Source organism: Proteiniclasticum ruminis DSM 24773, assembly GCF_000701905.1.
Lineage (GTDB): Bacteria > Bacillota > Clostridia > Clostridiales > Clostridiaceae > Proteiniclasticum > Proteiniclasticum ruminis.
The window spans coordinates 922,066-936,579 of record NZ_JNKC01000001.1 but is presented as its reverse complement, the minus strand read 5'-3'; the positions used below and the strand labels follow the sequence as shown (position 1 = coordinate 936,579).

Sequence of the window (14,514 nt, the reverse complement as noted above, 5' to 3'; positions counted from 1 at the left end):
ACATCTTTTTGTCTTTGGTATAGAAAGGACTGAATTTATGAATAAACCATTTGCCCATCTTCATCTTCATACAGAATACAGTCTTCTGGATGGATCGGCGAAGATCAGCGGAATCATCAGCCGTGTGAAAGAACTGGGCATGAAGCATGTGGCCATCACGGACCATGGCTCCATGTACGGCTGTGTGGATTTTTACAAAGAAGCAAAAAAAGCAGGCATCAAGCCCATCATCGGCTGTGAAATCTATGTGGCTGCGAAAGATATGAGCATCAAGAATCAGGATCCGGAGAATACGACCCACCATCTTGTTCTTCTTGTAAAGAACGAGACCGGCTATGAGAATCTCATGAAGATTGTGTCGGAAGCCTCCTTGTCTGGATTTTACTATAAACCAAGGGTAGACCACGCTTTTCTGGAGAAGCATTCAGAAGGGCTTATTTGTCTTTCTGCTTGTCTCGGTGGTGAAGTGCAGGAGTTTTTCAATCTGGGTATGCCGGATAGAGCCAAGGAAGCTGCGAAATTCTATCATGGACTGTTCGGGGAGGATTATTATCTGGAGCTTCAGGACCATGGACTAGAGGAGCAGAGGAAAGTCAATAAGCTGAACATTGCTTTAGCCAAAGAACTTGGCATCCCTCTTGTCTGCACCAATGATGTCCATTATCTGAAGAAAGAAGATGCCAGAGCTCATGACATTCTTCTTTGCATACAGACAGGGAAAACAGTGGAGGAAGAGAACCGTATGCGGTATCCTTCCGATGAGTTCTATCTGAAGTCCTATGAAGAAATGGAAGATCTTTTTTCCCATGTACCGGAAGCTCTGGAGAACACGGTGAAAATTGCGGAGATGTGCAGCTTTGATTATGAGTTCCACGTATCGAAACTGCCAAAGTTCCCGCTGCCAGAAGGAGCGGACCCTTACACCTATCTCACTGAAAGAACCTACGAAGGTATGGTGGAGAAGTATGACGCCTTCTCTGCCTATCGGGGCAAACCTCTTCATGTGGAAGAGCTGAGAGGTCTGGTGGAGAAAGAGCAGAAGGAGATCATCACGCGAATTGACTATGAGCTGAAGATCATGAATGACATGGGATATGTGGACTATTTCCTCATTGTGTGGGACTTCATCAAGTTCGCCAATGACCATGGCATCGCCACTGGAGCTGGCAGAGGAAGCGCTGCGGGGTCCTGTGTGTCTTATTGCCTCAACATCACGAAGATTGACCCCATCAAGTATCAGCTGCTTTTTGAGCGTTTTCTCAATCCGGAAAGAATCTCCATGCCGGATATCGATTCGGATTTCTGCTACGAAAGGCGTGGTGAAGTCATTGACTATGTGGTAGGAAAATATGGGGCGGACAATGTGGCTCAGATCATCACCTTCGGTACCATGGCTGCAAGAGCTTGTATCCGGGATGTGGGCAGAGCCATGAACTATCCTTATGGGGAAGTGGATCAGATCGCCAAGATGATTCCAACGGTTCTGGGCATTACGCTGGAAGGAGCCATTGAAATGAATCCAGAACTGAAACGCGCCTATGAAAGTGATGGGCGTGTCATGGAGCTTCTGGATATCGCAAAGAAGCTGGAAGGTCTTTCAAGACACGCCTCCACCCATGCGGCGGGAGTTGTGATTTCTGAAAAGCCCCTGGTGAATTATGTCCCTCTTCAGAAAAATGAGGAGTCCATTGTAACGCAGTTCACCATGAACACCTTGGAAGAACTTGGACTTTTGAAAATGGACTTCCTGGGTCTTCGTACGCTCACCGTCATGCGGGATACCGTGGATATGGTGAAAGACAATAGAGGCGTGGACATTGATATCGACAACCTGCCTCTTCAGGACCCTGAGGTCTATAAAATGATCGGAGAAGGAAAAACCGTGGGGGTTTTCCAGCTGGAGTCTGCGGGTATGACAAGCTTTATGAAGGAGCTGAAACCAGACTCTTTAGAAGACATCATCGCGGGCATTTCTCTATACCGTCCAGGACCTATGGCGGAGATTCCAAGATACATCGAAAATAAGAACCATCCGGAAAAAGTCTCCTATCTTTGTCCAGAGCTGGAGCCAATTCTATCGGTCACTTATGGTGTCATTGTTTACCAGGAGCAAGTTATGCAAATTGTGCGGGACCTTGCAGGATATTCCATGGGAAGGTCTGATCTTGTAAGGCGAGCCATGAGCAAGAAGAAACATGATGTCATGGAGGAAGAGCGCAAGAACTTTATTTATGGACTGGATGATGAAAAAGGAAATGTCATTGTGCCTGGCTGTGTTCGAAATGGAATCTCTGAGCAGGTAGCCAACACCATCTTCAACCAGATGATGGATTTTGCAAGTTATGCCTTCAATAAAGCGCATGCGGCAGCCTATGCGGTCATCGGTTATCAGACGGCCTATCTCATGCGGTATTACCCTGCGGAGTTTACAGCAGCTATGCTGAACTCCTTCCTGGGCAATGCAGATAAATGCTACGCCTATCTTAGATTTGCCAAAGGTTTAGGCATCGAAGTGGATGCTCCAGACGTCAACTTGTCTGAATGGAAATACAAGGTAAAAGATGGGAAGATCGTCTTTGGCCTCGGCGCCATCAAAGGGGTTGGGAAGCAGATGGTGGAGTCCCTGGTGGAAAACAGAAGATCCGGCGGCGTATATAAGACACTGATGGATTTTCTCGAGAGAAACACCAATGGAAGCCTTAATAAACGAGCAGTGGAAGCGCTAATCCGTGCGGGGGTTTTTGATGGACTCGATGGAAACAGAGCGCAGATGCTGGCAGTTTATGAGAAGATCATGGACAGTTTCACGCAGAAAAACAGAAAAAATATTGAAGGTCAGGTCTCTTTGTTTGGAGATCTTCTGGAAGAGGAGGAAATGATGACCATTTCCTATCCGAACCTTAAGGAGTTCAGTCATAAGGACCTGCTGTTCATGGAAAAGGAAATGACAGGGATGTACCTCTCGGGTCATCCGTTGGATGAGTATGAGGACAGGCTGGCAAGGAGTATCAGCCACAAAGTGTCTGATATCCTCACGGAGGATCACAGCATCCTGGATGATGTCCGGGATGAAGCTTCCATGTTTGCAGATGCGGTTCTTCATGAGAAAGATCTGAAAGACGGTGACCGGGTGATTCTTGGCGGACTCATGAGAAACATTACGAGGAAAATCACAAGAAACTCTTCTATGATGGCCTTTCTGATGCTGGAGGACCTGTCTGGTGTCATTGAGTGCATCGTGTTTCCGAAAGCCTACGAAAAAGTAGTTTCAGAGCTGAAAGAAGACCGTATTGTGCTGATCCGGGGTAGAGTTTCCATTAAAGAGGAAGAGAATACAAAGATCATTGTGGAGTCCATCGGAAACCTGGAGGAGAAAAAGAAAAAGCTCTATCTGAGGTTTAAGGACATGGAAGAAGCAAGGCTGATGGTGAAGACTTTACGAACGGTGTTTAAAACGTTCCATGGAGAAATGCCTGTCCATGTGGTTTCTTCCAAGACCAGAGAAGTGATGCAGCTGTCCAGGGATCTGTGGGTGGATGAATGGTCCCCCATTGTAAAGATGCTGGAGGAAAAACTTGGAGAGGATAATGTCAAAGTGGTTGAATCTTAGGAAAAGTCCAGACGGTGGTATCATGGAGATATTAACTTTTTCTCGCGGCAGAGCATCATCTTGAAATCATTTCATTTTAGAGATACAATAAGATGGGCTAAATTTTAATGGACGGAAGAGAACCTCTTCTGCCTCTTTAGGAGGGTATATAAAAATGAAGAAAATTGGGATACTGACCAGCGGTGGCGACGCGCCAGGAATGAATGCGGCCATCCGAGCTGTTGTACGTACTGCTCTTGTGAACAATATAGAAGTCATGGGGATTTACAAAGGATACTTAGGGCTCCATGAGGGAGAAATCCTTCCTATGGACAGAAGCTCAGTATCTGATATCATCCAGAAGGGTGGAACCATCCTGAAAACTGCCAGATTCCCTGAGTTTGCGGATCCTAAGGTTCGTGAAAAGGCTGCACAGGTGCTTAGAGTATATGGCATAGAAGGACTTGTGGTCATTGGTGGAGATGGATCCTTCTTGGGGGCAAAGGGATTATCCGATCTTGGCATCAAAACCATAGGAATTCCTGGAACCATAGACAATGACATGGCTTATACGGACCGTACCATTGGATTTGATACTGCCCAGAACACCGTTATAGATGCCATCAACAAAATCCGTGATACCTCTTCCTCCCATCAGAGAGTCTCTGTGGTGGAAGTTATGGGAAGAAACTGTGGAGACCTTGCACTGTATGCAGGAATTGCCGGTGGAGCCACCACCATTCTGGTTCCGGAAAAGAAATACAGCAAAGATGAAATCATCAAAACCGTCATGGACGGAAAAAGACACAAGAAGCATCACAACCTGGTGGTCATTGCTGAAGGTGTCGGAAATTCTGAAGAGATTGCAAAAGAGATTGAAGATGTGTCAGGTATTGAGACAAGAACTACTGTACTGGGCCATATTCAGAGAGGCGGTATGCCTACAGCCTACGACAGAATTCTTGCTACCCGTATGGGACACCGTGCGGTGGAGCTTCTGATAGAAGGAAAATCCGCAAGAGTCATCGGGACTGTAAAAGGAGATATTGTTGATTATGATATCCATGAAGCGCTGAGTATGACAAGACCCTTTAATGAAAAACTCTATCAGATTGCCATGGACCTTGTATAAGAAAAAATAGGAGGATGAACATGCGTAAAACGAAAATTATCTGTACCATTGGACCCACATCAGAAAGTGAGGAAGCCATCCGAGAGCTCATCGAGGCGGGCATGAATGTTTCCAGACATAACTTTTCCCATGATACCCACGCGAATCACCGCATGAAAATGGAGAGAGTAAGAAAGATTGCAGAGGAGCAAGGGAAAACTGTAGCCATTCTTCTTGATACCAAGGGTCCTGAAATCAGAACCCACGATTTCAAAGATGCTCCAGTTCAATTGGAAGAAGGGAAATTCATCGACATCCATACCAAGGAAGAGATTCTTGGGGATGCCACAAAGTTTTCTCTGACCTACAATAAGCTTGCGGAAGATGTGGAAGTGGGATCCAGAATCCTCATCGATGATGGTCTTGTTGCACTAGAAGTCGTTTCTGTGGAGCTGGTTTCAGGGGTAATCAAAGCGAAAATACTGAACTCTGGTACAGTGTCCAACCACAAGGGAATCAATCTTCCTGGGATCAAGACGCAGCTTCCTGCGCTGACGGAAAAGGATCTGGAGGATTTGGCCTTTGGTGTGGAGATGGGTGTAGATATCGTTGCAGCATCGTTTATCCGTAAAGCGGACGACGTCCTTGCCATAAGAAAAGTGCTCAGAAATCTTGGAGCGGATGATATTTTCCTGATGTCCAAGATAGAGAACCAGGAAGGCGTAGACAACGTTGAAGAAATTGTGAAGTATTCTGACGGTGTCATGGTTGCCCGTGGAGATATGGGCGTGGAGATTCCCCTGGAGCAGGTGCCTGGAATCCAGAAGAAAATCATTGAACTGTGTAACTTGGCTGGGAAGCCTGTAGTCACAGCAACCCAGATGCTGGAGTCTATGGTCCGCTTCCCAAGACCAACAAGAGCTGAAGTTTCAGATGTGGCCAATGCGATTTTAGATGGTACTGACTGTATCATGCTTTCAGGAGAAACAGCCAATGGCAAGTATCCTGTGGAAGCAGTAAAGACCATGGTGAAGATTTCGGAAGACGTGGAAGGACGCATCAAGCACGACAAGGTGCTCTCCAAGCTCATGATGAGCCATGCTTCTTCTGTGCCCATGGCCATTTCTCTTGCCAGTGTGACCACAGCTTATGAGCTTGGCGCATCCGCCATCATTTCAGCGACTGTATCAGGAAGCACAGCGAAAAACGTGTCCAGATTCAGACCGGAGTGTCCGATTCTTGCCATCACACCAAGCAAGAATGTGGCAAGAAAGCTGTCTGTGTACTGGGGCGTATACCCTATTGTTGCAGAGCTTTATGAGTCCACGGATGAAATGATTGACAGCACTGCTGAAATCGCTAAGAAAAAAGGCTTCGTGAAGGATGGAGAACTTGTAGTCATCACTGCGGGTCTACCAATTAACTTTGTAGGATCCACCAATATGATCAAGGTTCATCTCATTGGAGATGTGCTGCTGCAAGGAAAGAGGACCCACGAGACCAAGCAGGTGGTCAGTGGTGTCATCAAGAAAGCCATTAATTTCAAGATGGCCGATGAGAAGATTTCTGATGGAGATATTCTTGTGGTGAATGCTCTTACAGACGATTACCTCAATATCATCCATAAGACAGCAGGAGTCATAGTAGAAACCAATCAGGTGACCCCTGAAATCTCTGTGGAAGCCATGAAACATGACATACCAGTCATTGCTGAAGCATTAGACGCTATGTCTGTTCTCACTGAAGGTACTCTTGTGACCATCGATGGAAAGAGAAGTCTTGTGATCAATGGCAGAACAGTACTGAAGTCATAGAATTTAAGATATCCATGAGAGGAGCCTTCGGGCTCCTTTTTGTTGGAATATAAAAATTAACATTTTATACATATTTTTGAAACGCATTGAGGCTCAATCAGTTTAGGTGTTATATGATTATGGTTTATAAAATTTAATAAAAAGTTTACAATTTAGACTCTAAAAATTTACATTTAGGCTAAAAACTGATGATATAGTAGTACATGTAAAAAATTGAATTATTGGCAACTGATTCAAAAACTTCAGCACCCTTTGAATGGGTGCATTTTTTTTGTGGTTCGGTAGCTTTATAGATTATAATGAGAGAAAGAATGAGAATGATGGGGTAGGTATACATGAAGAAGAATGATGAAATAAAGCTGGCCATATCGGGGCAGGGCCATACAGGGGAAGGCATTGGAAAAGTAGAAGGATATCCTCTGTTTGTGGAGTTTGCACTGCCTGGGGAAGAGATCCATGCTAAGGTGCTGAAGACCAATAAATCTTACGGATTTGCGAAGATGGTGGAAGTGGGGAAGGCGAGCAGTCACCGGGTGGAACCGCCCTGTCCTTATTATTACAGATGCGGAGGCTGTCATCTCATGCACAGCGATTATGAAGGACAGCTGGACTTTAAGAAAACCAGGGTCAAAGATTCCCTGGAACGAATCGGTAAAATCTCCCATGTGACGGTGGAGGATACACTGGGTATGGACACACCGTTCCGCTACAGGAATAAAGTTCAGATTCCTCTTGGCAGAGTGGATGGGAAATTTGTGGCAGGGTTTTACGCGAAAAGATCCCATAGAATCGTGGATATTGAAGCCTGCATCGTTCAGCATCAGGAAGCAGATGAGGTGCTTTCTGTGCTTCGAACTTGGGCGGAGACTTATGATATTTCCACCTACCATCAGGATCTAAGGGTGAATCCTCAGGGAATTCTCAGACATCTTATGGTCAGAAAGGGATTCAGTACAGGAGATCTTATGGTGGTGCTGGTGGTTACAAGTAAGGATGTGCCACATCTAGATGTGCTTCTTACAAAGCTGAAAGAGCTTCCTGGGTTCCAATCACTGATTCTTAACGTGAATCGTGAAGATACCAATGTGGTTCTTGGTAGGCAGAATCATCTGGTCTATGGAAAAGAGTTCATAGAAGACTACATCGGACCTTTTAGATTTAAGATTTCTCCTCATTCATTTTTCCAGGTGAATCCAAAGCAGACGGAAGTGATGTATGGAAAGGCACTAGAATATGCAAACCTTTCTGGTAGTGAGACTGTATTTGACTGCTACTGCGGCGCAGGAACCATTTCTCTTTTCCTTTCGCAGAAGGCAAAGAAAGTCTATGGTATTGAGATTGTGCCGGAAGCTGTAGCTGACGCCAAGGTAAATGCAAAGATCAATGGTGTTGAGAATGTAGAGTTCCTTCTTGGGAAATCTGAAGAGGTTATCGTAGACCTTATGGAGAGAGGCATTCATGCGGATGTGGTTGTTGTGGATCCTCCAAGAAAGGGATGTGACGGTTCTCTTCTTGAATCCATAGCGAAGATCCACCCTGAAAAGATTGTCTATGTTTCCTGTGACCCTGGTTCTCTTGGAAGAGATCTCGGTATACTGGAGACACTTGGGTATAGAACAGAGAAAGTGACTCCCATTGATAACTTCCCTCAGTCCTATCACGTTGAGACGGTTGTATTGATATCAAGGATAGAGAAATAAGGGTGTAAAAACATAAGTAAATAAGGACTTTCCGTGATTTGAGATCTGGCATAAACCAGGAGGATAATCACGGTTTTTTATGTGAGAAATAAATTGTAATAAGATGAGAAAGGCATAACTGAAATCTATCCAGTTCGAAAAAAGGGTGGGAAGTACAGCTGCAAACGAAAAAGTAAAGAAACTGCGTGTTGCTGGCTATTGCAGAGTTTCTACAGAAATGGAAGAGCAGAACTCCAGCTATGAGATACAGGTAGCTCATTACACTGAGTTCATAAAGAAAAATACTGAATGAGAGTTTGCAGGCATTTTTGCAGATGATGGTATTTCAGGCACGAACACGAAAAAGCGAGAAGAGTTTACCCGCTTGATTGATGAGTGCATGGAAGGGAACATCGATCTGGTTATTACAAAATCCATTAGTCGATTTGCCCGCAATACTCTGGATTGCCAAAAATATATTAGGCAGCTCAAGGATAAGAACATATCCGTATTTTTCGAGAAAGAGAACATCAATACAATGGATGCTAAAGGAGAGGTGCTACTTACCATTATGGCATCCCTCGCGCAGCAAGAAAGTCAGAGCCTTTCTCAGAATGTTAAGCTGGGACTTCAGTATCGATACCAACAGGGTAAAGTCCAGGTCAACCACAATCGCTTTATGGGGTACACAAAAGATGAAGAAGGGAACTTGATCATTGTTCATGAAGAGGCTGAAATCATTAAGCGCATTTACAGAGAGTACCTTGAGGGTAAAAGCCTAGCAGGCATTGGTAGGGATCTTGAGAAGGACGGTATTTTAACAGCTGCAGGAAAACCAAGATGGCGACCGGAGACCATAAAGAAGATTCCGATGAATGAAAAATATATCGGGGATGCCCTTCTACAGAAGACCTTTACGGTGGATTTTCTAACAAAGAAAAGGGTTAAGAATGAAGGCCGTGTCCCACAGTATTATGTTGAAAATAGCCATGAAGTGATCATAAGGGCAGATGGAAACGTAATGAAGTATACAATACAGTTGGTATGTTTTTATGCCCGCTTGATGAAAAGATGACATGAGAAAAAGATTTCTCAAAATCAATTCTGAGTTGGAAAGAAAATATAAAGTAAAACGAGGTTTATGTGGTTAAGTTATAGCCACTTTGGTAAGATTATAATAATAAGGAACATAGATTGAAGCTACTTATGGTGAAGGAGGGTTATATTGGAAAATAATAACGATTTTCTCATATATCAGACAGAAGATGGAAAAACAAAAATAGATGTAGACTTGAAAATGAGACTGTATGGATGACACAGAAGGCGATTTCTGAGCTTTATCAAAAAAGCGTTAATACCATAAATGAGCACATAAAAAACATTTATGCAGAAGGTGAACTTGAAGAAAATCGAACTATTCGGGAAAACCGAATAGTTCAAACTGAGGGAAATAGAGAGGTTGAGAGAACAGTACGTTTTTATAACCTGGAATTAATCATTGCAGTAGGTTACCGTGTACGCTCTAGTCGAGGTACACAATTTAGACGGTGGGCAACAGAAAGATTAAACGAATACTTAGTTAAAGGCTTTGCTATGGATGATGAACGCCTTAAGAGTATGCGTAATATTGGTGATGATTATTTTGATGAGCTATTAGAACGCATACGTGATATTAGAGCCTCGGAGAAAAGATTTTATAAGAAGATCACAGATATCTATGCCTTATCCATAGATTATGATGGAAAATCTGAAGAAGCTAAAAAGTTCTTTGCAACAGTGCAAAACAAGCTCCATTTTGCTATTCATGGACATACGGCAGCAGAACTTATTGAGCAAAGAGCTGATGCGTCAAAAGATAATATGGGACTTACCACTTGGAAGGGTGATAAGGTGCGTAAAGGCGATATCACTGTTGCTAAGAATTATTTGACGGAAAAAGAGATAAAGTCCCTCAATCGTATTGTAACCATGTATCTCGATTATGCAGAAGATCAGGCAGAAAGACGTAATCCTATGTATATGAAGGATTGGAAGAGAAGCTTAATGCCTTCCTAAATTTTAATGAGAGAGATATTCTTACTGGTGCAGGGTCTATTTCACGTGAAGTGGCTAAAGAGCTTGCTGAGAAAGAATATGATAAGTTTAATAAAAAACGGTTAAGTGCACCTAAAAAAGATGATTTTGATATGTATTTAGAAGAGCATGAATGGACACATAAGAAATAACCCTGTTTTAGATTCCGCAATGGAAGTGATTTCATGAAAGGGGTAGGAGTTATGGGGTATTGCAGGAGAATGGTGACCATAATATATTAATGATGATTCGAAGTTTATGTTTCCAGTAAAACACAACGGTTCAAGCTTTTTGCTTAATGGTTAACTTTAGTTAATCAAATTTGTTTTTTTGAGGTAAACAGTACGTTTATCTTATACATGAGAATGTAAACTAAACATCGGTTGATTGAAACAGACTTGAGGATATAGTATGAAGTTATAAGGGAGGTGGATTTATGGATGCAAAACAATTGGGTCCATTTATTTCAGAAAGAAGAAAAGAACTCGGGATGACTCAAACCCATCTTGCTAAAAAACTTCATGTTACTGATAAAGCTGTATCGAGATGGGAACGGGGTGTTGGATTACCCGATATAAATAGTATTGAAGCTCTGGCAAAAGCATTGGAAGTGAGCTTGGTTGAACTGATGCAGGCAAAGCGTAATGAGAATGAACATATTAGCACGAAAGAGGCTGAGAATCTAATGATGGACATAATTGAGTTATCAAAGATAACGTCAAAAGTTGTAAAGGGCATTGGAAGTGTTATACTCTCAGGGTTTACGCTCGTTGCATTATTGTTATTGCTTCTGCTTGTTTCTGATGGGGAGATAGTGCTGTTTTCTGTTGGTAGCATTATCGCTGGTCTGATTGCTTGGGGAATCCCAATTTGGCAAATCTCGTATGCAAATTCAGGGGGGATTGTTATTTCTATAATTTCAAGTTTAGGCTTTACTCTAATATCACTTATGATTCAGTTCTTAAATATTTCAAACGAAGTGCATACAGGTGATTGGGCTGCAATCGAAGATACGATTGATGCATTGATTGTAGTTATTATATTATTTGTTTTTATCACTATGTTTCTCAATGTTACGATGACAAAGATAGTAACAAAGAGACATGGATTCAAAAATAGGAAGGTTTCTTACTCACCTAATGATTAATATATATTAAGCGGAGTAAGATCAATCTCTGATCTCAATGTTATCATTTTTAGACATGTGGAGATAGTTGTAGTCCTACATAGAAAAGTAGATTATTTTATGTAATATTCAAATCGACGCCTCATATCTGTTATAGTCATCTCAGTAAGTTTTTGGATAGCGATTACAATAAGTGTTTAATAATCCGGGATAGATAATATATAGCAAAGATAATTGTTAAATGATTACTTTCAAAGTCATCTGAATAAGAGGTCGAGATGACATTCTATTCGTGTTATGGTTAAAGAAACTCTATTATAAACAAGAGTATTTATTATGACTCATAGCTAAGTAGCAACAGAATCAGGGGGGGATATATTTGAAAAAAGGAGTAATTGCTTTTTCATTGGTCATCATCACTATTTTTACCGGATGTAGCGGCTGGAAAAGATCAGGATACGATCGTATGGAATTGAATTCTGTAGGCGAGGTAGAAATCACTGATGTTCGCCAAAACAATAATGTTATTTATTATACGCTTATTAACGGAACAGATCAGAGCATCTGGTTTGGTTCGAAGTTTGAGTTTGAAAGAGAGCGATTAGGGAAGTGGTATAAAATGGAAACTGTTGTAGATGCAGAAGTTACGCCGGAACTATATCATATTCCGCCCAATAGTAAAGAGGAGTACCCAATTTATCTTGAATACTGGAAGAATGTAAAACCCGGGAAATATCGGATCGTAAAAGAGTTCAATCTTTCACAGTATAATGAAATTAGAAAAGAAGAAGAACCTGGAAATGAATATTTCTTCGTTTCTCAAGTTTTTGAAATTGTGGAGTGAGGATCGTTATGCGGATGACAAGATATCAAGAATGTACACTGGTATCGATGATCTGAAAGACTATATTCGGAGCGTTGGAAGTGAATGATAGAATGGAGTCGTTATTGCATAGATGGGAGAGATGCAAACTCTCTCTTTTCTTTGGTATGCAACTGACAGTTGCGTAGGTTCAAAGTCAACTTGGTAGATTATATCTATTTTAAACTCCATACTGGAACCATAAATACTGGAGGTGGTCATCATAACATTCGGAGAAAAACTACAAATTCTACGCAAACAAAATGGTCTATCGCAAGAACAGTTAGCAACAAAACTAACCATATCAAGGCAATCTGTATCAAAATGGGAGCTCGACAGCTCTTTGCCTGACACAGAAAATATTATTCAGCTCAGCAAACTGTTCCATGTTTCCATAGATTATTTGTTAAAAGACGAAATTGAGGTTCATGAGAATGATGCTACAATGTTTGAAGAGAAGCCCCAAAATAGTGAAGGTTTCTTGGGTATTTCTAACAACTACTTGGGAATCTCCCTTTCCTTAATGGGTCTGTTTGGTATACTCATCATAGGAATACTAAGTTCCATATTTCCAGTTGAAATCTCTACAGCAATCGCAGGAGAGGAGAATTCAACCAGGATAACGTCAGGGATATCTGCATTTATTGAGCATAATAATGTAGAGTGGCTGATTGTGCTATGTGTTTCTTTTGTTTTAATGGGAATAGCAATCATAGTCTATCCTTATATGAAAGAGAAGATAATCATGAGACAGCCTTCTTTTGAACATTATTTGAAGAAATCGAGCAGGAAGCTGTTTTAACGGTACCTGGTACCGATTAAATACTCCTGGAAATCACATGCTTTTGTTGACCTCCTCCTCTTTCATACTGTATAATGGAATGTGATTGTGTAAATGCAGGAGAAAAGAACCCTATCAGGGAGTTTGTCATGTAGGGTTTATAATCTAGATTTAATTCATCATCGAAACATTTACTGTTTAAAGTGTTTCGATGATGAACTGCGTTTAGGCCTAGTTTCAATTGCCATTATTAAAAAAATATCACTGTTAAAAATCATAGGAAGGAGACCAAAAAAGATAGCAGCAAAACAAAAGTGAAGCGGATCCTAGTACTCTTAGGATTTCATGGGGAAGAGAAAAAGAAACAAAAAAAACAGTATACAGGAAGAATGTTGGAGGAAGTAATGAAAAGTTTTAAAGAAATCATGGAATACATTGAACATGCCGGAGTGAGCAAAACAGAAAGAAATATTAAGGCGCTGGTCATTCAAGGGATTCTTGCAGGAATGTTCATCGCGATTGGTGCAATCGCTTATTTCAGACTGGTAGCTTATACGGAAGATCCAGGTGTGGGAAAGTTCTTGGGAGCGCTGATTTTCCCAACAGGTATCATCGCAATACTTCTTTTGGGAAGCGAACTCTTTACCAGTGATTGCATGGCGATTCTCAGTGTGTATAAAAAATCAGTAAAAATGGGCAAATTTATGAAGATGCTCACTACAGTACTCGCAGCAAATCTTGTTGGTGCAGTAATCATCGCGCTGCTCAGCACAGGGGCGGGAATCTTCAGTGAACATATGATTGAAGTAATCTCCAATAGTGCCGTAGTAAAAACAACAATGCCCGTTGGACAGATGTTCATCAGTGCAGTTTTGTGTAATATTATTGTCTGCAGTGGGGTGATGATGGCTTACAGTGCGAAGACAGTAGCAGGTAAAATCCTTGCGGTATGGTTCCCGATTGCTGTTTTTGTTCTCAGTGGCACAGAACATATTGTTGCCAATATGTTCTATCTGGTTATGGCATTTGTCAATGGAGCTAATATTACCGTAGCTGGCATTCTAATTAGTTTTGTGGTGGTTGCGATTGGGAATTTCGTTGGTGGCGCTGTGATAATTGCTGGAGCAAATTACTACATTGACAAAGAACTGGCTGCATAGACCTGTCCCTAACTGCCGGCGCTTACATTGATTTTTCATAAAAAGTGTATATACTAAGAATCACTTACAGATGAAAGGAATGAGGATTATGGCAGATATCAAGTATGAGATCAAAGAAACCTTAGGCATACTTTCAGAAAACAACAGAGGCTGGTCAAAGCAAGTGAACCTCATCAGCTGGAATGACAGAGAGCCAAAGTATGACATCAGAGACTGGTCACCTGAACATGAGAAAATGGGAAAAGGTGTAACATTGAGCGTAGAAGAGATGAAGAAACTTCGTGATCTCTTTAATGATTTAGACCTTTAACATTGTAAT

At 41.8% G+C, this 14,514-nt stretch carries 9 protein-coding genes and 2 pseudogenes; all 11 read left to right on the top strand.

The window, feature by feature from the left end; translation table 11 throughout:
• Nucleotides 1-37: 37 nt before the first annotated feature.
• Nucleotides 38-3,610: a DNA polymerase III subunit alpha gene (locus T487_RS0104575; RefSeq protein ID WP_031574570.1), complete on the top strand. Its 3,573-nt coding sequence runs from the start codon at nucleotides 38-40 to the stop codon at nucleotides 3,608-3,610.
• Between the two features lie 154 nt (nucleotides 3,611-3,764).
• Nucleotides 3,765-4,721, top strand: a complete 957-nt coding sequence (gene pfkA, locus T487_RS0104570; protein WP_031574568.1) for a 6-phosphofructokinase — start codon at nucleotides 3,765-3,767, stop codon at nucleotides 4,719-4,721.
• A 20-nt stretch (nucleotides 4,722-4,741) separates the two neighbouring features.
• Nucleotides 4,742-6,514 carry a pyruvate kinase gene (gene pyk / locus T487_RS0104565; protein WP_031574565.1) on the top strand — a complete coding sequence of 591 codons (1,773 nt, stop codon included), beginning with the start codon at nucleotides 4,742-4,744 and terminating at the stop codon, nucleotides 6,512-6,514.
• Between the two features lie 335 nt (nucleotides 6,515-6,849).
• Nucleotides 6,850-8,214 (top strand): 23S rRNA (uracil(1939)-C(5))-methyltransferase RlmD, encoded by a 1,365-nt coding sequence (gene rlmD / locus T487_RS0104560; protein ID WP_031574563.1) that lies wholly within the window; start codon nucleotides 6,850-6,852, stop codon nucleotides 8,212-8,214.
• Between the two features lie 118 nt (nucleotides 8,215-8,332).
• Nucleotides 8,333-9,196, top strand: a pseudogene (locus T487_RS15345) (recombinase family protein); the annotation flags it as partial.
• 308 nt (nucleotides 9,197-9,504) lie between these two features.
• Nucleotides 9,505-10,418: pseudogene (locus T487_RS15340) on the top strand (virulence RhuM family protein).
• Nucleotides 10,419-10,702: 284 nt separating this feature from the next.
• A complete protein-coding gene (locus T487_RS16180) occupies nucleotides 10,703-11,413 on the top strand; it encodes a helix-turn-helix domain-containing protein (RefSeq protein ID WP_074542593.1) in 711 nt (236 codons plus the stop codon).
• 358 nt (nucleotides 11,414-11,771) lie between these two features.
• Nucleotides 11,772-12,236, top strand: coding sequence for an immunoglobulin-like domain-containing protein (locus T487_RS0104540; RefSeq protein ID WP_031574557.1), 465 nt, complete (start codon nucleotides 11,772-11,774; stop codon nucleotides 12,234-12,236).
• 232 nt (nucleotides 12,237-12,468) lie between these two features.
• Complete coding sequence (locus T487_RS15780; protein ID WP_074542592.1) at nucleotides 12,469-13,056, top strand: helix-turn-helix domain-containing protein; 588 nt, start codon at nucleotides 12,469-12,471, stop codon at nucleotides 13,054-13,056.
• Between the two features lie 383 nt (nucleotides 13,057-13,439).
• Nucleotides 13,440-14,195 (top strand): formate/nitrite transporter family protein, encoded by a 756-nt coding sequence (locus T487_RS0104530; RefSeq protein WP_162178217.1) that lies wholly within the window; start codon nucleotides 13,440-13,442, stop codon nucleotides 14,193-14,195.
• Nucleotides 14,196-14,283: 88 nt separating this feature from the next.
• Nucleotides 14,284-14,505, top strand: a complete 222-nt coding sequence (locus T487_RS0104525) for a YdbC family protein (protein WP_031574551.1) — start codon at nucleotides 14,284-14,286, stop codon at nucleotides 14,503-14,505.
• Nucleotides 14,506-14,514: the final 9 nt, after the last annotated feature.